Here is a 21894-nt window from a genome sequence, read left to right as displayed (position 1 = left end):
ACCATCCCGCCAGCCCGCCACCGCGGCGACCGATGATGTTGGATTGGGAGAGGTTTTGCCTTGAATGACAGTGATAACAACTCTCGCGGCATCGTCGGACTGCGCGTTGCATCAACTGGCATATTATGGAAACCTCTTTCGCTCGACCGCGCTGCTCCTAGGCTATGAGCGCCAACCATCTTGGACTGGAGGAGCGACAGGGCCGGCGAGAAACACCGCTGCAGGCCTACGAAGACAACCGATCAGCTCACCAGCCTAACAGCGGAGAAGACTTCCAGTTTAAGACCGAGGCCAACGAGATGTTCGGGCGGATGACCGTCGAGAAACAGTCCGGCGGCCCATTCGGACAGCGCCGGCGAGGTGAGGATTCCGCTGCCGCCCTGGCCAGCCAGCCAGAAGAAGTCCGGATCCTTGCGGTCGAAGCCAACGACCTGAATCTTGTCGGCCGTGAAGGACCGCAGTCCCGCCCATTTGTGCGAAATGGTCTTCACCGGAAGCGTCGTCGACTGTTCGAGGAAGTGCGCGGCATAGGCGACGTCGATGTCCTCCGGCTGGGCGTCGCAAGGATCGCTCGGCGTCGCATCGGCCGGCGATACCATCAGCTTGCCGGCTTCCGGCTTGAAATAGAAATCCTCGTCGACCTCGTTGACGCCCGGCATGGGCGCCAGGTCGTATTCCGTCGGCACATCGACGGTAATCGCTGTCCGCCGATGCGGCACGATGCCAAGCGGCTCCAGCCCGGCGAGCACAGCCAGCCGATCCGCCCAGGCGCCGGCCGCGTTGACGATCCGTCGTGCCATGACCGGGCCTTGCGGCGTCTCCAGCCGATAGATCCCGCCCTCCCGCTCGATGGCGGAGACGGTTGAGCCGGTTCGGATATCGGCGCCGTTGCGGCGCGCGCCACGGAGATAGCCCTGCAGGATGCTTTCGACCTCCATGTCCCAGCACGCGGGGTCGTAGAAGGCACCCGCCATGTAGTCGGGCCGGAGGAACGGCACCAGGGCGATCGCCTCCTCGATGGAGACCGGTCGCGATTCCGACGAAGTGGCGATCACTTCGCGGAAGGCGGCATCCAGCTTCGGCAACCGCTCCTCGCTGGCGATCACCAGATTGCCGCGCGGGATCAGCAGCGGCACCTCGGCGAAGCCCTGCGGAGGGTTGGCCAGGAAGTCATAGGACGCGTCGGCGAGCAGGCCCGTCGTCTCGTTCTGGAACTGCCGCGAGAACTCCGCGGCCGAGCGGCCGGTCGAATGATAACCCACCTGTGCTTCCGCCTCGAGCAGCACGAGCGAACGATGCCCGGCTACCCGATAAGCGAAAGATGCACCGGCGATGCCGCCGCCCACGACGGCAACGTCGAAAATCTCCATGTCGTTTCCCTCCGGCGCTGTTGTTCAGCGCGCCACGTCCCTGTCGAGCGGAAAGATCGGCCGCGGGATCTTCTTGTAGGGCAGTCGGGCATAGTCGAGCGTGCACAGCGCACCGCTGTCGCAGACCACGACCTTGCTGGCGATCGGCTCGAAGGCAGCGCGGAAATGCTGCATCGATTTGAGGCCGACCACGCGCTTCTTCGCCGGATCGATGCCAAAGGCGCAGAACTGCTGCAGGTCGAGCATCTGCAACGGAACGCTGGTCACCAGCACCTCGATGCCGTCGACGACCAGCACGGCGCTGGTGCCGAAGCTCTGTTCGAGACCGCCGACCATCGGGCCATCCCCGACAAAATGACCGGCGCTGACGAGGCGAATGGTGCCGGTCACCGTCAGCGGTTCGCCGCCGAAGCGCGGGTCGGTCTTGCCGCCGATGGCGATGGTCACGGTCGCGCCCTCCCCCTTGGCGGCGAGTTCTGCTGCCGCCTCAGGATCGACCATGGGGCCGAAGGCTGCGTCATCAACACCGGCTTCGAGCATGGCCTTCAACAGGTTGGTAGAATCGCCGTAGGAGCCGCCGCCTGGGTTATCGGCATAGTCGGCGATGATCAGCGGGCCGTTCGACTTCGGATAGGTGCGCGCCATCTCGGCAACCGTTTCCACCGGGTGGAAGGTGTTCATCACCTCATTGCGCTTTTCCCAGATGTCGGCGGCCAGTGTTTCGGCGAAGGCCTGGTGGCGGGTCGGATCGCCGTCATAGGTGACGAGCACGGTCGGGCCGACTTCCGGAATGTCGGCTTCCGGGAAGGCGCCGTTGATGCTCACGGCCAGCGCGCCCGGTTCCGACTTTTCATAGGCACGGGCCTTGGCGATGCGCTCGACCATGGCGCCGACATCGGTGCGGCCGCCGTTTGCTTCTTCCAGCATGGGCAGCTGGATGCGCAGCGTCTTCGGCGCGATCTCGCCCTTCATGGCGCGGTCAAGCAGCGTGCCAGCATGATAGGCCGTCTCGCGCAGGTCGATATGCGGGTAGGTCTTGTAGGAGACGAGGATCTGCGCCAGCGCGCACATGCGTTTCGTCACGTTGGCGTGCAGGTCGAGGGTGACCGCGATCGGCAGATCCGGGCCGACGACGGCGCGCAGGCGTTCCAGCAGTTCGCCTTCGCCGTCATCCGTGTGTTCGGCCACCATGGCGCCGTGCAGGCAGAGCAGGATGCCGTCGAATTTTTCCGCCTTGGCAGCCTCGATGATCTTGCCGGTCAGGAATTCATAGGCTTCGACCGTCACCGGGCCGGACGGCTCGGTCCAGGCGCTGACCGAATGGCGCATGTCCCAGCCGAATTCCCTCTGGCACACCAGAGCGCCGGCGAGGCCGGTATTCGACTGGCTGCGCTTGGCGATCGCTTCGTCGGCGAACATCAGCGTCTCGCGCTGGAACTCGGGAATGCCGGTCTTGCGAATGCTGAACGTGTTGGATTCGTGCATGAACTCGGCAGTCAGAACTTTAAACGGCATTCTCAGTCTCCAGTATGGTGGGTGCTAGGCCCTTGACGTGGCAGGCCACGGCATGGGTTCCGGACAGGGAATTCAGGTGAGGCAATTGGCTGAGGCAGCGATCCTCTACGAGCGGGCAGCGGCTGGCAAAGGCACAGCCCCTGGGCTCGTCATAGCCGCTCGGGATCTCGCCACGGATACGAGGAATGTCGCGGCGATTGTGGGGATCGGGCACGAAGGCGCTGTCGAGCAGGGCCACCGTGTAGGGATGGGTCGGCGTTGCGCCCCGCGGCAGCACTTCCACGATGCGACCGAGATACATCACCAGGATGCGGTCGCAGAAATACTGGACCAGCGCCAGATCGTGCGAGATGAACACATAAGTGAGGTCCAGCCGGTCACGCAGATCCTGCAGCAGGTTGATGACCTGCGCCTGGATCGAAACGTCAAGGGAGGCGGTCGGCTCATCGAGCACGACCAGCGACGGATTGAGCGCCAGCGCCCGGGCGATGCCGACGCGCTGCTTCTGCCCGCCGGACAGCTGGTGTTGGTAGCTCTCGGCGAGGTGGCTCGGCAGGGAGACCATAGCGAGGAGTTCTGAAACTTTCGCATCGCGCTCGGCCCGGCTCATGCGGATGCCCTGGACATCGAAGGGCTCGAGCAAGGCATCGCGGATCGACTGGCGCGGATCGATCGAGGAATAGGGATCCTGGAAGACCATCTGGAAGCGGCGGCGCAGGCGGCTGAGCGCACGGCCCTTGAGCGGGCGGATGTCCTGGCCGTCGAACAGGATTTCACCGGCACTCGGCTCGATCAGGCGGGAGACGAGACGCGCCAGCGTGGACTTGCCGCAGCCGGACTCACCGACAACGCCGAGGATTTCGCCCTTCTCCAGATCGAACGACACGTCGGTGACGGCACGGAAGCGGCGCTTCTTGGCAAACAGGCCGCCGCCACTGGAAAAGACGCGAGAGAGCGAGCGGATGGAAAGAAGCGGCGTCATGCGCTTTCTCCTTCGGCGAGGAAACAGGCAACCGAGCGGCCGGCCTCGATCACGCTCGGTGGGCTTGCGCTGCGGCAGACGTCTATCGCCTGCGGGCAGCGCGGATTGAAGCGGCAGCCAGCAGGCATTGCGCTTGCCGGCGGCACCATGCCGGGAATGCCGGCAAGGCTGCGCGGTGCCATGCCCGGCTGCGGGATGCAGCCGATCAGCGCGCGCGTATAGGGATGGCGCGGCGCATCGAAGATGGCGTTGACCTGGCCGTATTCGACCACCTTGCCGCAATACATGACCGCCACCTCGTCGCAGGTCTGGGCGACGACGCCCATGTCGTGGGTGATGAGGATGAGGCCCAGACCCTTTTCCTGAACCAGCTCCGAGAGCAGCGCGATGATCTGCGCCTGGACGGTGACGTCCAGCGCCGTGGTCGGCTCGTCGGCAATTAGCAGATCCGGATCGCCGGCCAGCGCCATGGCGATGACAATGCGTTGGCGAAGCCCGCCCGAAAGCTGGTGCGGGAAAAGGTCATAGGTCATTTCCGGCGAGGGAATGCGCATGCGCGCCATCAGGCCGATGGTCTTTTCCTTGGCCGCCTTGCTGTCGAGCTTCAGGTGCAGTTCGGCTACCTGATCGATCTGGCGGCCGACACGCATCACCGGATCGAGCGATGTCATCGGGTTCTGGGTGATGAGGGCGATCCGCCCGCCGCGCAGGTTGCGGTAGTCCCTTTCGCCGATCGTCGTCAGGTCGGTTCCGTCGAAGAGGATGCTGCCGGACTTGATGCGTCCGCCCATTAGCGGCAGGAGCCCCATGACGCTCATGGCGGTCATCGACTTGCCGGAGCCGGATTCGCCGACCAGGCCGAGAATGCGGCCGCGATCGACCGCGATATCGACGCCCGCCAGCGGTTCGAGCGGACCAAAACCGATATGCAGCTGCTCGACTTTGAGAAGGGGCGCCATCAGCTTCTCATCCTAGCCTTGACGTCGAGGGACTTCAGTACGCCCTGACCGAACAGATTGATGAAGATCACCGAAGCGGCAACGAAGACGCCGGGCCAGAGGATGACCCACGGCGCGTTGAAGAGCTGGGCCGAGCCCGTGCTCATCATGCCGCCCCAGCTCGGAACCGGCGGCTGTGCACCCATGCCGAAGAAGCCGAGGGTTGCCTCAAGCAGTATAGCATTGCCGGTCGACAGCATGGCGACGACGACAACGGGGGCGATCGCATTGGGCAGCAGCCGACGCATCATGATGTGCAGCGGGCCGGCGCCCATGCTGCGGCTCGCCTCGACGAAGGTCTGGCGCTTCAGCGTGATGATCTGGGTGCGCGTCAGCCGGGTGAACTGAGCGAGATAGGCAATCGCGATGGCAAGAACCGTACTGCCAGAACCGGGGCCTAAGATCGCAACGATCAGGAGCGCCAGCAGGATTTCCGGGAAGCACCAGGTGAGGTCGACGGCGGACATCATTAATCGGTCAAAACGCCCGCCGAGATAGCCGCAGACGGCGCCGATCAGGATGCCGCCGAGTAGCGACAGTGTGATCGACACGACGGCTACACTCAGTGACGTGCGGGCGCCGTAGATCACGCGGGAGAGAATATCGCGACCGAATTCGTCAGTGCCGAACCAGTGCATGACCGAGGGCGCCTGGTTGGCGATCGAGAGATTTTGCGCGTCATAGGCATAGGGCGACAGCCAGGGGGCGCCGATCGCGGCGATGGCGAGCCCGACAAGAGCGATGCCAGACAGTGCAGCGCCCGGCGTGGGGGACAGTGCCACGAGGCGCGACAGAATGGAGGCCGGATGAGTGCGCGAGGTCATGCTGCGGCTTCCTCCCGCTGGCGCGGATCCATGGCAGCCTGCAGAAGATCGCCGATCAGCGTGCCGAGCATGACCGCCACGGCAAGAAACAGTAGACAGCCCTGGATCAGCGGATAGTCCCGTTGGCCGAGTGCGCGGATCAGCAGGGAGCCGAGGCCGGGGCGGGCAAAGACATATTCGACCGTCACCGAGCCGCCGACGATCAGGCCGATGCGAAGGCTCAGAATTGTGACGACGGGGATTAGCGCATGGCGCAGCACATGGGCGATCTGGATGCGAAGGCGCGACAGGCCCTTGGCATGCAGCAGCATGACGAAATCCTCGCGCGCCGTTTCGATCATCGCGACTCGGGTGACCTGCGCAACAAGCGCCATGCCGCCAAGGCCGACGGTCAGGACCGGAAGGATGAGGGAAGTCCAGTGGCGCGCGCCGGAGACCGGAACCCAGCCGAGCTGAACGGCAAACAGCATGATCATCAGCAGGCCGAGCCAGAAGGTGGGCACGGTGGACCCAAGCAGCGACAGCCCCATCAGAGAATGGTCGACGAAACGGTCACGATAGGTGGCGGCGAGCGCGCCGGCGACGATGCCGAACACGGCGGAGAAGGCGAGCGCCCAGGTTCCGAGCGCCAGACTCGGAGCCAGATTGGCGAGGATCAGGTCGGCCACGGGGCGGCGCATGACGATCGCCGTCCCGAGGTCACCTTGGGCGACATTGCCGAGCCAGGTGAGATATTGCTCGACAATGCTCCGGTCCAACCCATAGCGGGCGATGATCGCCGCCCGCTGGTCGGGTGAGGAGCCGGTCCTGATCAGATTGTCCACCGGATCACCCGGCACGAGATGGACGATCAGGAAGACCACGCCGGAGACGACGAAGAAGACCGGTATCATCGCAAGGAGGCGCCTGAGCGCATAACCCATCATATCCGTCGTCCCCGAACCATCATTCCTTGACTTCGATGTCGAGGACGGTCTGTGCGGAGAACTGCGGGCCGTCGATTTTCCCCGGGACGGTGACGCGATCCTTGTTGAAGGCAAGCGTCTGGACCGGTTCGTAGATCGGCGCGAAGGGATATTGGCTCAGCACATATTCATGATAGGCAACGAAGTTGGCGATGCGCTCTTCCGGGGTCTTGGAACCGGTGAGAGCCTTGACGCGCAGTTCGTCAGCCTTGGGGTCCTTCCACATCGAGACGTTGGGGTATCCCAGCCGCTCGCCGGAGAAGAACCAGTCGAGAATATCGGCATTGTTCCAGCCATAGCTGCGGACTGCGAGTTGCTGGGTGCCCTTCTTGTATTCGGCGCGGATTGAGCTCGTGTCGAAGACTGTAATTTCCGCATTGATGCCGACCGCCTTCAATTGCGCCTGGATGACCTCCGTGAGGCGCTTGAACTCGGTGTCGCTCTGGGTCCAGAGCGTAACATTCAAAGGCTTGCCGTCCTTCGAACGGCTGCCGTCTGTGGCGGCCTTCCATCCAGCCTCTTCAAGCAAAGTCTTGGCCTGTTCGGGGTCATAGGAAATGTCGAACTTCGGGTCGACCTTGGATTCCGGTAGCGAGGCGATCAGGAAGTTGTGGGCAGCGAGACCCTGGCCGCCGAACAGCTTGTCGAGGATCTCCTGTTGGTTGACGGCGAGCGCCGTCGCCTTGCGGACCCTGAGGTCGGTGAAGGGCTCGACGGTGGTATTGATCGGCATGTAGAAGATGCCAAAGCCCGACTGGCTCTGCACGGTGGCATTTTCCAGTGTTGCATATTGTGGCAGGATATCGCTCGGGACGTCGATGACGACATCGACGCCACCGGTTTTCAGTTCCAGGAAGCTGGTCGAGGAATCGGCGATTTCGCGCAGCGTCAGGCGATCGATCTTGGCCGGACCCTTGTTTTGCGATGCAGCGCTACCCCAGGTGTAGTCATCATTGCGCACAAGAACGGATTCCACGCCCGTGGTAAAGCTCTCCAGCTTGTAGGGTCCGGTGCCGACAGCGACTGTCACACCATAATTCGTGCCTTCGGCGTCATAGGCCTTCGGGCTTGGAACGCCCATGAAGCCGCTCGACATGTTGTAGAGAAGGTTGGCATCAGGGTGCTTCATCAGGAAGCGCACGGTCAGGTCGTCGACCACTTCCACCTTGTCGATGGCACCGACCAGGTACTCGTTCTCGGTGCCGGCGAATTTCGGGATCCACCAGGCGATCGTCTCGGCGTTGAATGGCTCGCCGTCATGGAACCTGACGCCCTCCTTGAGGTGGAAGGTCCAGGTCATTCCATCGGGCGACGTTTCCCAGCTGGTCGCCAGATGCGGGTAGAAGCCCTGGTCCGCACCCTGCACGACCAGCCGGTCATAAACCAGAGCATGGGCCAGCGTCACCAAGGTTCCGCGGATCGGATCGAGGGCCGGAGCGCCGGCTTCAGAAGCCGGCATCACGAAGACGGCTTCCCCTGCCATGAGTGCCGATGCCGGCATCACGCTGCCGCAAGCGAGCGTCAGCGCCACCATAGTGCCTTTGAATTCCCATTTCATTTTTGTCATCGTCTGCGTTCCCCTTTTTTAGCTTTGCATGACGGGTGAAGGTTAGGCTCGGTCAGTCTTCCAGGGCGCCTCCGGCATAGCCCGTGAAGGTCTTGTAGCAACTGAACATCTGGCCGAGCCGGTTCTCAACCTCGGCTCCCAGTTGAGTGAATACGCCGTTGATGGCGAGTTGCACGAGGGAGACAAGCGGGCTTAGAGAATCCCAGAACTGGTTCAGCGCCGTCGGGACAGCGAAGACTTCGCTGGAAACCGACGTCGCCCAATCGCAATAGGTGTCGGTGAGTATGGTAACCGGAATGCCCTTTGCGTGGGCCGCCTCGGCCAACATCTTGCTCTGGCGCGAATAGCGGCGAGTATCGATCACCACCAACATGATGTCGATCGGATCCGTCAGCAGCACATCGACGAAGTTGCCGGCGGCCATATCGACGATATGAACCTCGTCACGCAGATACTGGAGCTGATGGGCGAGCACCGCCGCGACACCACGCTCCGTCTGGAAGCCGGCGCAGTAGACCTTGCGAGCCGTGCTGAGACGCGCAATGAAACGGTCGAATTCGGGTGTCTGGGCCAGTTCGTAAACCCGTACGAGCGCGCCGATCTCCATTTCGAGGCCGGCTGCCAGCTGGTCGTCACCGGAACGGGCGCGGGTGGCAAAATCCTTCAGCCGGTCGCCGACCAGCCAGGGGCTGTCGCCGAAGTCATCTTTCAGGTCGGCCTTGAGTTCCTTGAAGTGATTGTAGCCGATGGAGCGGCAGAAGCGGCCGACCGTCATCTCGCCGACGCCGACCTTGGTCGCAATGCTAGCGGCTGTCTCGAAAGGCAGCTCGCTCAGGTTCGACAGCATGTATGTAGCAATCGCTCGGCCCGCGGGCGTCGACTTCTCCAGACTGTCTTGCAAGCGTTCTTTGACCGTCGCCACTTGGTTCTCACGTCGAAAATGATAGTTTTATATCTCTATTCGAAAATAGTATAGTTAAATACCATGACGTCAAGGTGCGACTGGATCAGTTGATAAAAAGCCGGGACCGCGAGAGCCATTGGTTGCCAGCTCCGAGCGCGATCGAGATAGCCTTGGGCGATGTTCGGCTCGCGTTCACGACCGCCAATGAGAAGGGTTCAGACAAGGCCCACCGTCGGCGTGAAGGGGATTCGATCGGACAGGGACAGGATGTTAACCGTCAGCGCGCAGCATGCAGTATGCTCAGCAGCCCGGCGCGATCGAGCCGGACCGGATTGCCGCCGGCGCAGGGATCCACTTCGGCCATCGCCACGACCTTGTCCTCGTCAATGTCGGCAAGCCCCATCGCGGCCAATGTCGGCGGAATCTCCAGGGTCTCGCGCAGATCGAAGATCCAGTCGATCACGCCGGCCGCGGTGGGCACCGGCAGGTCGAGCAGCCGGGCCAGCAGCTCCAGCTTGTCCTTGATCGCCGGCGCGTTGAATTCCAGCACATAGGGCATCAGGACGGCATTCAGCAGGCCGTGATGGGCGTCATGCAGGGCCCCCAGCGGATGCGCCAGAGCGTGGATGGCGCCCAGCCCCTTCTGCAGCGCGACGCAGCCCATGCCGGAGGCGACCAGCATCTGGCCGCGCGCTTCAAGGTTCTGGCCTTCCGCGACCGCCACCGGCAGCCAGGTCTTGATCAGTTGCAGCGCATTCAGCGCTATTCCTTCGGCCATCGGGTGGAACGTCGGAGAAGAAAGCGCCTCCAGGGCATGCGAAAGGGCATCCATCCCGGTTGCGGCCGTGATGTGCGCCGGCAGTCCGGTCGTCAGCTCGGGATCCATGATCACGATGTTCGGCATCATCCGCGGATGGAAGACGATGACCTTGCGGTGCTCTTCGTCCTGCGTGATGACGGAGGAGCGCCCGAGCTCCGATCCCGTGCCGGCCGTGGTCGGAACGGCGATCACCGGCACCAGGCGGGAGGTGTCGACGCGCGTCCAGTTGTCGCCGATGTCTTCCAGATCCCACATGGAGATCGTCTGGGACGACATCAGCGCGATCGCCTTGGCCGCATCCAGCGCGCTGCCGCCGCCGATCGCCACGACCAGGTCATGCCCTCCGCTGCGCAGAGCCTCGACACCGTGGGCGACGTTCCGGCCGGTCGGATTGGGTTTCACATTGAAGAACAGCCCCGGTTGCAGCCCCGCCTCGCGAAGCGCCTCCAGCGCCCTTTGCACCGGGAAGAGATCCTTGAGACCGGCATCGGTCACGACCAGCGGCGACGACGCACCAAGGGCGCGAACGGCGGCTCCGATCTCCCTGATCCGGCCATTGCCGAAACGGACATCGGTCGGAAAACTCCAGTTGCTGGCCACGGCCTGGGTGTGGATCGTCATTGATTATTCCTCGGTGGATGGCATGGACTGGCGCTTCAAAGCCCGGCGGCGCAGCAGTTCCCCGAGCGCAACCAGGATGAGCGCCGGAATGAAGTTGAGCGTCGCCAGTGCCGGGTAGATCGGGGAAGAGCCGACCGCGATGCCGCTGTAGACGAAGATCGGCAGCGTTCTGGCCGTTCCGGCGAGCGAATAGGAGACATAGAAGTTCCCCCAGGACAGCAGGAAGGCGAAGATCGCCGCGGAAAAGATACCCGGCCACAGAAGCGGGAACGTGACCTCGCGAAACACCTCCCAGCCGTTGGCCCCCGCATCACGCGCGGCGTCCTCCAGCGTTTCGTCGAAGCCGTAGACCTGTACCGCGACGATCACGAGCGCGAACGGCGTGATGTAGACGACATGACCGATGATCACCGTGACGAGCCCGGTCGAGAAGCCGAGCCAGTTGCCCAGCACCGAGAACCACAGCAGCATGACCACGCCGAGCAGCAATTGCGGAAAAAGCAGCGGTGCGAAGGTGACGAGCCGGAAGGCATTCTGCAGACGAAAACGGTAGCGGATCCAGGCGATCGCGCCGGCCGTCCCGAGGATCGTGGCAAACACGGTCGATACCGCGGCGACCATGGCGGAATTGGCGACTGCCGGGATAAAGTCCGGCTTGCGGAACAATTCGCCGTACCAGTCAAACGAGAAGCCTTCGATCGGAAGGGTCAGCACCCGGCTCGAGGTGAAGGAGAAGGCGACCAGGGTAATGATCGGAATGTAGAAGAACACCAGCAGCAGAGCGAGGCTGCCGATCAGGCCCGTGTCGATCAGCCGATCCTTGAGACGATGGGAGATCATGCGGCTCGCCTCCTCAAGGCGGGAGAGCGCTTCATGGCCAACAGACCGGCCAGCGCCAGGGTCAGAGCCCCAACGGAAATCAGAACGATGGTGAGCGCCGCACCCAACGGCCAGTTCACCCGGGTCTCGAAGCTCTGGCGGATCAGTTCGGAGGCGAGCGGCGATGTGCCGCCACCGAGCACCTTCGGCTCGAGAAACGCACCGAGGCTCAGAACGAAGACGAGGACGCCCCCGGAATAAAGCCCCGGCCGGGAGAGCGGCAGGGTGACTTCAAAGAAGGTCCGAAGGCGCGACGCACCGGCATCATAGGCCGCCAGCAGCAGGTCGCGGTCGATCCGAACCAGGGACAGGTAGAGGGTGAACATCGGATAGACGACCAGGTTGTAGACCATGCCGACCATGGCGCCGGCCGGGGTAAACAGGATGTCGAGGCTGTCCGGCGCAAATCCCACCACGCTCAGCGCCCAGTTTGCCACGCCGTTACGATCAAGGACGAGGATCCAGCCGAAGGTCTTCAGCACCGCATCCGTGAGGAAGGCGAAGACGATCATGATCTGGATGTGGGTATTGTAGGCTTTAAGCCGCGTCGCGAGCGCATAGGCCGTCGGAAATGCGATCAGCAGGCAAAGCCCGACGCAGATGACCGCCATGACGATCGTCCGGCCGATGATCGTCCAGTAGTGGGGCTTGGAGAAGACCTCGGTCCAGACCTTCAGGTCCCAGCTCCAGACGAGACGATAATATTGCGTGGTCTGGAAGGTCAGCACCACAGTCATCGCCAGCGGCACCAGGAAGAAGACCAGCATGACGATCGCCAGCGGTGCGACGGCTGCGATGAGCACTGGGTCCTTCCATGTCTTGTGCTCGATGTTCATGGTCACTCCGACAGCAGGAAGGCGGAGGCCGGATCAAAGCAGATCCGGACGGACTGTCCGACCTCGGCCGGCAGGACGATCGATCCGGGCAGGTCCATCACCACAGGAGCAGCCAAACCGTCGACGCGCACGCGGTACTGGGTCGACGAACCCTTGATGAAATACTCTTCGACCGTTCCCGCCATCACCCACAAGTCCGGGGAGGCATCGCCCTCGACGAAACCGATGGTTTCCGGACGCACGAGCAGTGCCGTGCCCGAAGACGTCAGATGTTCTGAGACATGCTCGCCCTTCAACCGCGCCGGCGCTCCCGTAACCAGTTGCGACATCACCGTGGCTGCGCCATCGCTCTCGCGGACGACGGACACCGGCAGGAAATTGGTTTCGCCGATGAAGCCGGCGACGAAGGTGTTGGCCGGCCGGTAGTAGATGTCGGCGGGTGTGCCGATCTGGATGACATGGCCGGCCTGCATCACGCAGATCCGGTCGGCCAGCATCATCGCCTCCTCCAGGTCATGCGTCACCAGGACGAAGCTGGTGCCGATTTCGCGGTGGAGCTTCTTGAGTTCGGCCTGCAGGGATTTCTTCAGCTTGGCGTCCAGCGCGCTCATCGGCTCGTCGAGCAGCAGCACGCTGGGACGGGAGACGAGCGCGCGCGCCAGCGCCACGCGCTGCTGTTCGCCGCCCGAAAGCTGGGCCGGATAGCGGTCGAGATATTCCGGCTTGAGGTGCATCAGATCGATCATCGCGCGAACACGCTCATCGATCTCCGTCCGGTCCATCTTCTTGAGCTTGAGCGGGAAGCCAATGTTCTCCGCGACTGTCTTGTGCGGGAACAGCGCCAGTTTCTGGAACACCATGCGCGTCGGCCTGCTGGCCGCCGGCACGCCCAGCATGTCCTGCCCCTGGATTTCCAGCCGCCCCTCGGTCAGCTCCTCGAAGCCTGCGAGTATCTTCAAGAGCGTGGTCTTTCCGCAGCCGGACGGGCCGACGAGGGCGACGAATTCCCCCTCCCCGACCTCCAGCGACACGCCATGCAGCGCGCGCGCGGAACCGTAGTCTTTGACGATATTCAAGGCTTCAATGATTGGCACTGGCAATGTAGGCGTCCCCGACTCCTGGAGGGTTGTGCGGACCGCCGTCCAGGACGGCGGCCCATCTAGGTCCTGGTTCAGCGGGCGGCGAGCTCTTCCTGCCAGATCGCCAGCATGTCGTCGATGTTGGGCGCCACGGTGTGGAACTGGCTGTTTTCCCAGGCCGTCCACATGTAGTCCATCTGCAGCGCCTTCTTCTCCGCGTCGGAGAACAGCGCCTCGGCCTTCTGGCTGGGTACCAGGTTGCAGGTCGCCTCGGTGATCGCCAACTGCTTGGCCACCTCGGGCGAGACGATGTACTTCAGGAAGTCGGCCGCGACCTTCGAGTTCTTGCCGTTGTCGACGAGGCCCGTCGCCTCCATCCAGATGATGCCCTGCTTGAGGCCATTCTTCGGTTCCGGGACGATCGACTGGATATAGTCGTGGCCCTGCAGCCGGAGCGCCGAGGTGCAATAGGTGCCCCCGCCGATCAGCGCGCGGAACGAGCCGTCGATCAGGCCCTTCTGGGCAATGGCGAGATCGGCGACGATCGCGCGGGTATTCTTGAAGGCGGCGCGCAGAACCTTGCGGACTTCGCCGAGAGCCGCTTCGTCCAGCTCTTCGTAAGGGTTGATGCCGGCATAGAGAGCCAGCGGCATGATCGGCCAGTCACCCCAGTCGAGAAGGCAGATCTTGTCCTTGTAGGCGCTGTCGAAGACCGGTGCATAGCTCGACCAGGATTCGAGCGTGTCGAACTTGGTGTTGACCGTCGGGCCGACCCAGCCCCAACGTGTCGGCAGGCCGGTCGCCTTGCCCTCGTGCTGGAGCGGAGCGAAAGGAGCCCGGAACTGAGGATAGAAATCGGCGTACTGCTCGGCGAAATCCGCGTCATCGAGGAACCGGCAGAAGCCGGCCGGGCCCATGCGCTGGATCCACGGGCTGTCGGACGAGACGAGGTCGAACTCGCGCGAGGCGCCGGCTGCGAGTTTGGCAAATCCGCCGGCGGAGTCGGTGATCAGGTCGACGGAGATCGTCGCCCCGGTCGACTTCTGGAAGGGTTCGAGAATGCTGGGGGCGTTGTAGCCTTCCCAGCACATGTAGTTCAGGCTTTCGGCCGCGGCAGCGTTGCGCGGAAAGCCCACAAGGCTTGCGCCTGCGGCTGCCATGCCCACTCCACCCATGCCCTTGAGGACCGAGCGGCGACTGATACTTGCTGTTCCCTTGATCATTCTTGTCTTCCCCTTTTTTTGATCTGCTTGAAGACGAGATATCAGACGACGCCGAGGTAGCGCCTGATCTCCCATTCACTGACCTGCTTTTGATAGTGCGAGAATTCCACTTCCCGGCTTTCGACGAAGCTCTCGACGAAATCATCACCGAAGATCGTCCGCGCCAGCGGGCTCTGCTTCAACCGTTGCGCGGCATCCCAGAGATCGCGCGGGAAGGCAGCGTCCGACGAAGGCGTCGCGGCATAGAAATTCTCCGCGCTGCTCGGGGCCGGCTCGATCTCGTTTTCGACACCGTAGAGACCGGCGCCAATCAGCATGGCGAGGGCCAGATAGGGGTTGGTATCGGCGGACGGGACGCGGAACTCGAGGCGGGTCGCCTCCTTGCTGTCATTGATGACGCGGACGGCCGCCGTGCGATTCTGCACGCCCCAGTTCGCCGAGATCGGCGCCCAGGCGCCTGGCACAAGTCGCTTGTAGGCATTGACGGTCGACGAGCACATCGCCAGCAGTTCGGGCATCAACTTGAGCAACCCGCCGATGAAATGGCGCGCCGTACGGGAAAGCCCGTCAGGGCTATCCGGATCGGCAAAGACCGGCTTTCCGTCTCTGTCGCGCAGCGACAGGTGCAGGTGCCCCGACTGGCCGGACAGCGCCGGCGAGAGCTTCGACATGAAGCTCACGGTCAGGTCGTTGCGGGCGAAGTAGGACCGGGCGAAGTTCTTGAACAGGAAGGCGTCGTCCGCCGCTTTGATGCCCTTGGCGTAGGTCAGCGGAGCCTCAAAGCAGCCCGGGCCGAGCTCGGTGTGGATGGCATCGAGCTTCACATCCATCGTCGTCATGGTCTCTTCGAGACCTTCGAGCAGGTCGCCGTAAAGGGCCGACGTCTGGAGCGAATAGGTCCGGTTGCCCTGGGCAAAGTGTGTGAGGTCGCGATAGTTCTTCGCCTTCATCGTCTCGGCCGTCTCGTCGAAGACAAAGAACTCGAACTCGAAAGCCGACAGCACATCCCAGCCGCGTTCCGCAGCGCGCGCGATCTGCTCCAGGCAGACGTTTCGCGGTGAGCGGCGGCCGAAGTCGCCGGCGAAATCCGCCAGGCAAAGCGCGGTATCCTCGGCGAAGGGATAGCGCCGCACGCTATCGGCGAAGAGGGTCGCGGGACGATCGACGAACGCACCGTCGCGGTAGGTGTTTTCCGCAATGTCCCAGAAATAGAGCACTTCGCAGAACGGGTAGCCGTCCTTCGCCAGCTTGATCGCCTTGTCGGCGGAAACCAGCTTGTCGCGAAACTCACCCTGCGGGTCGACCATGCCAATATGGACCGCATCGGCCCCAATTTCCCGGACTGCTTTTTCGAAATCGGAAGCGGAACAGTTGTCGTTCGTCATGGCACCCTTCTCAGAATTAACTTGAGGTTAGGCATCGGCTTTCGGTAAGGAAATATCCCCAAAGGGATAGGCCGTGATGCAATATTGCGGAAGCGTCTCGATCGGACTGGAAGGGTAAGGGACTTGGAAAAAGGTTTCGCCGCCTGGAACAAGACATTGGCAGGCGCCATCACGTCCTTGGGCGAGCCCGATTTTCCCGCACGCATCGAAGCCGCGCTCCGCGCGATGCTTGATTTCGACGTGTTCATGATCTTCGGTTATCTTGGCGCGTCGCCACCGATCGCGCATTACTACAACATCGATCCCGACCGGGCCGCCACCGTCATCGACGCCTATGCCGCCGGACCCTATCTGCTCGACCCGTTCTATGCGGCGGCCACCGACCCGACCGTCACCGGGGTGCGGCGGCTCCGGGACATGGCACCCGACCAGTTCTACAGCTCGGAATATTTCCGCCAGCACTACGGTCTGACGGGCATTCGCGACGAGGTGGGTTTCATCGCCCGGCCCGGCCCGGACTACGGTGTGGTTGTCAGCTTCACCCGTCCCGACGGCTCATCCGCCTTCGGGCGGCGCGACCTCGAAACCGTCAATGCCGTCGAGCCGGTCATCCGGCTGCTGATCGAGCAGCACTTTGCCATCGGCACGGGGATCGACCGGCATCCCGATCACGGCCGCCCGCAGCCGGACGCCATCAATGCAACCCTGGGCAAGATGACCAACGGCCTGCTGACGCCGCGCGAGATCGAGATCACCTCGCTGATCCTGCGCGGCCACTCCAACATGTCGATCGCCGAAACGCTCGGCATCGCCGAGGGCACCGTGAAGATCCATCGCAAGAACATCTATCACAAGCTGGAGATCTCCTCCCAGGCGCAACTGTTCGCACGCTTCATCTCCCGGCTTTCGGCCTAGCCAGGGCAATGACCCGTCGGTCTGGCGCGTTACGTCGTTCCACGGATGCCGGGCACCGCGGCGACTAAGGTGGATAACGGCAGCGGCCCAAGCATCACGGCGGTTGCCGGTGACGCTGGCTCCCCGCCCCGATGAGCTTCAGTCGTTGTGGTGCGGTCGGCATGCCGAGTTCTATGAGGTCCCTCCTCTGGCTATGCTTCGGCATTGCCTTCCAGAGGCGTCAACCCTCAAGACGGAGTGATCAATCCGACATGCTCTGAGATGCCGCACAGGCCGACTTCAGAGCTGCCCTGTCGCCGGCTTCCATAGCCGCACGGTCCGGTGTGACACCTCCTGCAAGCAGGCGGCGCCCAAGCATGTGGGCACCCGGATCGTTCAACGTTTCCACCGCGACGAGCCGCCCCCCTGCAAGGCGCCAGACCGACCGCAGGGACCCATCGGCCGAGAATACCGCGATGTCCTCGTCAGCAGTGACGGCAAGGCCGGCGATCTGTAGTTTCAAAGCGCCGATGTCGGACCAGAACCAGGGCACGGCGTCGTAGACAGTCGGATTGCCGGTCAGGGTTCGCGCCAAGGCACGCGCCTGGTCGTTGGCATTCTGCACCGACTCGACACGTGTGCGTGCATTCAGACGTGCCTGGTGGAAAGCAGCACAATCACCGATCGCGAAAATGGATGGGTCGGATGTCACAAGCAGGCCGTCCGTTTCGATGCCACCGTCGCAACCCAGCCCGGACCGTCGAGCAAGATCGTCTTCCGGAACGGCACCGATGCCAACGACCACCATGTCGGCGGGAAGTTCGGTTCCGTCTTCAAGCAGCACACCAGAGACCTTCCCATCCCCGAGAATCCGGTCAACGCCGATACCGCACCTTACCACGACACCCTGGAGGGCAAGGTCCTCGGCAATGGCTTCAGCCGTGGTGGCACTGACAGCCCGGCCCAGCAGTCGCGGCGCAAGTTCAACGACCTCGACCGCGGAGCCCCGCGCCCTCAGCATGGCTGCGGCTTCCAGGCCGATGAAGCCACCACCGATGACCACCACGCGCCCATGTCGGGGCATCGCCGATCGCATCTTCCGAGCGTCCTGCGCCGTTCGAAGATGGAATAGGCCGGTCTGGTCTGCGCCCGGGACGGTCAGTCGACGCGCCGAGGCACCGGCCGCGAGCACCAGCTTGCTGTAGGCAAGGCGTCCACCGTCAGACATGATCACCTGCTTCGCCGCCCGGTCGATTTCGTCGACCTGCACTGCGAGCCGAAGATCGATGTCATGATCGTGGAAAAACCGCTCGCCCCTCAGCGGTTGCAAGGGAGCCTCGGAATCCTTCATGAAGGATTTCGACAGCGGCGGTTTGTGATAGGGCGCCTCCGCCTCGCGTGAAATCAGCACGATGCGCCCCGCAAATCCCTCCTCCCGCAACGAGGCGGCAAGCTGGGTTCCCGCATGCCCGGCACCGACAATAACGATATTGCCGGCCTCCGATTCCTTCGGGCTGAGATCACGCAGGTCCTCACGCATGGTCCGGCCCTCCCTCATGCCTGCTCGGCCGGTATCGTCACGACAAGACCGTCCAGGTCCTCGGTGACGCGCAACCGGCGAGTCAGGCGCGACCGCTGCGGGTCGGGCTCGAACGCGAACTCCAGCATGTCGGCCTCCATTTCATCCTTCGGCGAAAGCTTTCCGATCCACGCCGGATCGACATACACATGGCATGTCGAACAGGCGCAAGCCCCGCCGCAATCTGCCAGAATCCCGGGAATACCATTGTCCCGGGCTCCTTCCATCACGGTGAGGCCTACGGCAACTTCGACCACATGTTTGTGTCCGGTCGGGTCCTGATAGGTGATACGGGGCATTCCGGCCTCCTCAAAAGGCGTAGCCGATATGGACCGTGACGGCTTGGTCCTTGCGCTTTCCGTTCAGCCCATCGTGACGCCCGTATTCCACATCAAGGCGCCCGCCATTGCCGAGGTTCGTCGCGAAACCAACGACGGTGTGCAGATGGGTCTGGTCATCGAGTAGAAGATCGAGATCGTTGACATATTCGTGCTGGAAACCGATTTCGAAATATGGGGCGAGCTTGCCCGGACGGAATTCCGTGCTTTCGAACCGAGCACTGGCGCCGAGCCAGCCATAGGCATCGCTGTCGCCCACCGTGCCGCCAAAGCTATCGGTTGCAGAGTCAAATTCCGTACGCTGATAGACTGCCGAAATGGTTGGATGGAACACCCAGCCTTCGGGGATCCAGTTGGCATCGCGGCTTGTATAAGTGCCGACAAGATCTCCTTGGAAATAGGCGCGCGTATCGTTCTGGTCGAGTGTATAGGTAACACCGGGTGCGACGGGAACGCGGGTTTCACCTTCGCCGAAATTCAGGTCCGCGCGTGCGGCCACGCCCCAGTTCGAGGTGAGTTTCTGGAGGTAGTCAGCTCTGATACCCCACCCGTCGCGGCTGATGGTGCCGTCATTGTGCAGCAGATCAACACTTGCCTTTTCGTAGTACGGACCGATGCCCATGAGCGTGTTGATGTTTGGGGACCACATGTATTGGACATCGAGCCGTTGTGCCGAGGAATCCAGTTGGGTCGGGTTCCCACTTGCGCCCGTGATGTCGTTCACAAAGCCGTTGAAGCGGAGATAGGAGTGGCCATCGGACCCGGGCAGCGCATACATCACCTCGAAGGGCAGAACAGCGACGAACGAGCTGTCTTCGTAGCCGCTGGTAATGCCTGAGGACCGGGAAAACTCGATCTGCGCGCGGGAAAGCCCGATGCGCCCCTGGACCGTGTTGAAATTCTCGTAGCTGTTCATCTCGGCCAGCAGGCCCGCGCTTCCCAGGTTGAAGTAAAGTTGCGCCTGCGGCGGGAGCGTTTCCAGCGGCGGTATGCCGGCGGGCTCCTGGGCGACGGCAAGAGTTGCCGGCATTGTCGCAATAACCGCGACAACGGCAGACAGTTGTTTGTTTTTCTTCATGGTTTCCCTCCCGTTGAAAAAATGGATTGCTGAACGCTCTGCGCACCAGCGACCCGGAATGGTGGTGAACCGCGCCGGGTTTGCCGGAGGCTCCAACTTCTGAGAAAGTGGAGCCATCATGAGCAAGACAACGAACAAGTTTTCACCTGAAGTCCGCAACCGTGCCATCCGTATGGTGCTGGACCACGAAGCCGAGCATCCATCACGCTGGGCTGCCGTTTCATCTATCGCTTCCAAGATTGGCTGCTCGCCAGCCACGCTGCACGAATGGGTAAAGAAGACCGAGGTCGACAGCGGTAAACGAGCAGCCTGCCGAGCGATGTGGCCGAGAAGATGAAGGCTCTTGAGCGGGAGAACCGCGAGCTTCGTCAGGCCAACGAGGTTCTGCGCAAAGCTTCGGCTGACCTTGCCCCGTTGAACTAATCCATTTTGAAGTAAGCTCTGGCCCATTGAGAGGACCAGAGAATGAAGCGCAACCGTTTCACAGACGAACAGATTATCGGGATACTGAAGGAGCACGAGGCAGGCACGCCGGTCTCTGAGCTTTGCCGCAAGCACGGCATCTCGGATGCAACCTTCTACAAATACAAGGCCAAATTTGGCGGCATGGACGTGTCGGAGGCCAAGCGGCTGAAGACTCTTGAGGACGAGAACGCCAAGCTGAAGCGGCTTCTGGCTGACGCGATGCTCGACAATGCGGCTTTGAAGGACCTGTTGGGAAAGAATGTATGGTCCGCCTCGCCCGTGCAAGGGTACGAGACATCGTGAGCGACGATTCCAGTTGCATAAATGTATCCGGCCTCTCGCGAGTGAGCTGCGGTTGCAGCCAGGCCATGATGAGATCCGCACACGCCGTTCCCAATAAATGGTTCGGGCACGAAGCCCGCTTTTTTGCACGGGGCTTACGGCATGTTGATCCACTGTTTCGTCATCACTATTCCCGAGCCTTGCAATCGAACCAGGACCATCAGGCGAAGGCAGGATCTCTGCGCTCGTAGAGTGCTCCCGGTTTGGTCAGGACGACCCAGACGATCCGGGCCATTTTGGCGGCAAGTGCGACAACAGCTTTGTTAGGGTGCATTCGGGCTTGAAGACCGTCCAGCCAGCCTCCCAGCCGATCCTTTGTTCGGTCGAGGTGTCGGAAGCAGGATCGCGCACCATGGACAAGCAGTTTACGGACATAGCGGTTGCCTCGCTTGCTGATCCCGAGAAGCTTCTGCTTCCCTCCGGTCGAGTACTCCCGCGGCACAAGGCCTAACCATGCGGCCAGATCACGCGCTTTCCGGAACTGTCTGCCGCTTCCAATAGCAGCAAGAAGTGCAGTGGCTCCCAAGGCTCCAATGCCAGGAATTGTCATGAGCCGTCGTGCCACATCCTCGCGACTGGCGATCGCTTCGATCTCGCGCGTGACATCACCAATCCGCTTTGCCAACTGACGCAGATCGGCAAACAGTTCGCTGAGCAGTTTGCGCATTGCCGGCGAAAGATCGTTTGCCTGATCCTCAAGAGCCTCGGGCAGGTCGAGCTTGAACAGACCTGCGCCCTGTCGTAGCGCGACACCATATTCGAGGCAGAAAGCACGCATCTGGTTGATTAAGCGGGTTCGCGTGCCGATCATCTGGTCACGCACCCGGTGCAAGGCTTGAAGGTCGGCCTGTTCCTCAGTTTTCAGTGTAGCAAATCGCATCGTTGGTCGCGTGGCGGCCTCAGCGATTGCCTCCGCGTCGATGATGTCACTCTTGTTCGACTTAACGTAAGGTTTCACAAACTGGGCCGGTATCAGCCGTACCTTATGACCCATCGCCTGGATCTTCCTCGCAATCCACTGAGACCCTGCACAAGATTCCATCCCGACGATCGCTGATGCTGCCCGCTGGAAGAAATGAAGCAGCGTGTCCCGTCGAAACCGAACCCGCTGGATGACCGTACCGTCGCTCCCCAACGCGACGACGTGGAAGATGTTTTTACCAATATCAATCCCATAGACCGCCGCGGGACGCGGCACATTGCGTTGTGGCATTGCAACCTCCTTTGGTT

General features: G+C 62.2%; 19 protein-coding genes and 2 pseudogenes. 3 read left to right on the top strand and 18 right to left on the bottom strand.

The window, feature by feature from the left end; genetic code table 11:
- Positions 1-242 precede the first annotated feature (242 nt).
- From ACWPVA_RS18395 to ACWPVA_RS18330, 14 genes are all read right to left on the bottom strand, one after another.
- A complete protein-coding gene (locus ACWPVA_RS18395; RefSeq protein ID WP_454289050.1) occupies positions 243-1370 on the bottom strand; it encodes an NAD(P)/FAD-dependent oxidoreductase in 1128 nt (375 codons plus the stop codon).
- A gap of 24 nt (positions 1371-1394) precedes the next feature.
- Positions 1395-2885 (bottom strand): M81 family metallopeptidase, encoded by a 1491-nt coding sequence (locus tag ACWPVA_RS18390; RefSeq protein ID WP_454289049.1) that lies wholly within the window; start codon positions 2883-2885, stop codon positions 1395-1397.
- Positions 2875-3867 carry an ABC transporter ATP-binding protein gene (locus ACWPVA_RS18385; protein ID WP_454289048.1) on the bottom strand — a complete coding sequence of 331 codons (993 nt, stop codon included), beginning with the start codon at positions 3865-3867 and terminating at the stop codon, positions 2875-2877. The genes ACWPVA_RS18390 and ACWPVA_RS18385 overlap by 11 nt, the downstream gene beginning before the upstream one ends.
- A complete protein-coding gene (locus ACWPVA_RS18380) occupies positions 3864-4826 on the bottom strand; it encodes an ABC transporter ATP-binding protein (protein WP_454289047.1) in 963 nt (320 codons plus the stop codon). The genes ACWPVA_RS18385 and ACWPVA_RS18380 overlap by 4 nt, the downstream gene beginning before the upstream one ends.
- On the bottom strand, positions 4826-5689 hold the full coding sequence (locus ACWPVA_RS18375) for an ABC transporter permease (protein WP_454289046.1): 864 nt from the start codon (positions 5687-5689) through the stop codon (positions 4826-4828). Before ACWPVA_RS18375 ends, ACWPVA_RS18380 begins: the two co-directional genes overlap by 1 nt.
- Positions 5686-6615 (bottom strand): ABC transporter permease, encoded by a 930-nt coding sequence (locus ACWPVA_RS18370; protein WP_454289045.1) that lies wholly within the window; start codon positions 6613-6615, stop codon positions 5686-5688. The genes ACWPVA_RS18375 and ACWPVA_RS18370 overlap by 4 nt, the downstream gene beginning before the upstream one ends.
- Before the next feature lie 19 nt (positions 6616-6634).
- Positions 6635-8221 (bottom strand): ABC transporter substrate-binding protein, encoded by a 1587-nt coding sequence (locus ACWPVA_RS18365; RefSeq protein WP_454289044.1) that lies wholly within the window; start codon positions 8219-8221, stop codon positions 6635-6637.
- Positions 8222-8273: 52 nt separating this feature from the next.
- Positions 8274-9143 (bottom strand): MurR/RpiR family transcriptional regulator, encoded by an 870-nt coding sequence (locus ACWPVA_RS18360; RefSeq protein WP_454289043.1) that lies wholly within the window; start codon positions 9141-9143, stop codon positions 8274-8276.
- 259 nt (positions 9144-9402) lie between these two features.
- Positions 9403-10566, bottom strand: coding sequence for an iron-containing alcohol dehydrogenase (locus tag ACWPVA_RS18355; protein WP_454289042.1), 1164 nt, complete (start codon positions 10564-10566; stop codon positions 9403-9405).
- Between the two features lie 3 nt (positions 10567-10569).
- Positions 10570-11406 carry an ABC transporter permease gene (locus ACWPVA_RS18350; RefSeq protein WP_454289041.1) on the bottom strand — a complete coding sequence of 279 codons (837 nt, stop codon included), beginning with the start codon at positions 11404-11406 and terminating at the stop codon, positions 10570-10572.
- Positions 11403-12281: an ABC transporter permease gene (locus ACWPVA_RS18345; RefSeq protein ID WP_454289040.1), complete on the bottom strand. Its 879-nt coding sequence runs from the start codon at positions 12279-12281 to the stop codon at positions 11403-11405. The genes ACWPVA_RS18350 and ACWPVA_RS18345 overlap by 4 nt, the downstream gene beginning before the upstream one ends.
- A gap of 2 nt (positions 12282-12283) precedes the next feature.
- The gene (locus tag ACWPVA_RS18340; RefSeq protein WP_454289039.1) at positions 12284-13357 is read right to left on the bottom strand and encodes an ABC transporter ATP-binding protein; all 1074 of its coding nucleotides are present in this window, start codon (positions 13355-13357) and stop codon (positions 12284-12286) included.
- A gap of 95 nt (positions 13358-13452) precedes the next feature.
- Complete coding sequence (locus ACWPVA_RS18335; protein WP_454289038.1) at positions 13453-14583, bottom strand: ABC transporter substrate-binding protein; 1131 nt, start codon at positions 14581-14583, stop codon at positions 13453-13455.
- A gap of 41 nt (positions 14584-14624) precedes the next feature.
- Entirely contained in the window at positions 14625-15968 is a 1344-nt protein-coding gene (locus ACWPVA_RS18330) for a glutamine synthetase family protein (RefSeq protein ID WP_454289037.1), read from the bottom strand.
- Positions 15969-16091: 123 nt separating this feature from the next.
- On the opposite strand from ACWPVA_RS18330, the gene ACWPVA_RS18325 reads away from it, so the two are divergent.
- Entirely contained in the window at positions 16092-16883 is a 792-nt protein-coding gene (locus ACWPVA_RS18325) for a helix-turn-helix transcriptional regulator (RefSeq protein ID WP_454289036.1), read from the top strand.
- A 241-nt stretch (positions 16884-17124) separates the two neighbouring features.
- Here the strand turns inward: ACWPVA_RS18325 and ACWPVA_RS18320 are convergent, their stop codons facing one another.
- Genes ACWPVA_RS18320 through ACWPVA_RS18310 form a run of 3 tightly spaced genes read right to left on the bottom strand, consistent with a single transcriptional unit; the run spans position 17125 to position 19857 of the window.
- Positions 17125-18402: an NAD(P)/FAD-dependent oxidoreductase gene (locus ACWPVA_RS18320; protein ID WP_454289035.1), complete on the bottom strand. Its 1278-nt coding sequence runs from the start codon at positions 18400-18402 to the stop codon at positions 17125-17127.
- 14 nt (positions 18403-18416) lie between these two features.
- Positions 18417-18740, bottom strand: coding sequence for a 2Fe-2S iron-sulfur cluster-binding protein (locus tag ACWPVA_RS18315; protein WP_454289034.1), 324 nt, complete (start codon positions 18738-18740; stop codon positions 18417-18419).
- 10 nt (positions 18741-18750) lie between these two features.
- On the bottom strand, positions 18751-19857 hold the full coding sequence (locus tag ACWPVA_RS18310) for an autotransporter outer membrane beta-barrel domain-containing protein (protein ID WP_454289033.1): 1107 nt from the start codon (positions 19855-19857) through the stop codon (positions 18751-18753).
- 118 nt (positions 19858-19975) lie between these two features.
- Here ACWPVA_RS18310 and ACWPVA_RS18305 point away from each other — a divergent pair.
- Both ACWPVA_RS18305 and ACWPVA_RS18300 read left to right on the top strand, forming a co-directional pair.
- Positions 19976-20271: pseudogene (locus ACWPVA_RS18305) on the top strand (transposase); the annotation flags it as partial.
- A 51-nt stretch (positions 20272-20322) separates the two neighbouring features.
- Positions 20323-20586, top strand: a pseudogene (locus ACWPVA_RS18300) (transposase); the annotation flags it as partial.
- 238 nt (positions 20587-20824) lie between these two features.
- Here ACWPVA_RS18300 and ACWPVA_RS18295 read toward each other — a convergent pair.
- Positions 20825-21877 (bottom strand): IS110 family transposase, encoded by a 1053-nt coding sequence (locus tag ACWPVA_RS18295; RefSeq protein ID WP_454285798.1) that lies wholly within the window; start codon positions 21875-21877, stop codon positions 20825-20827.
- Between the last annotated feature and the right edge of the window lie 17 nt (positions 21878-21894).

This window comes from Rhizobium arsenicireducens, assembly GCF_964021225.1.
This window is presented reverse-complemented; position numbering and strand designations above follow the sequence as displayed.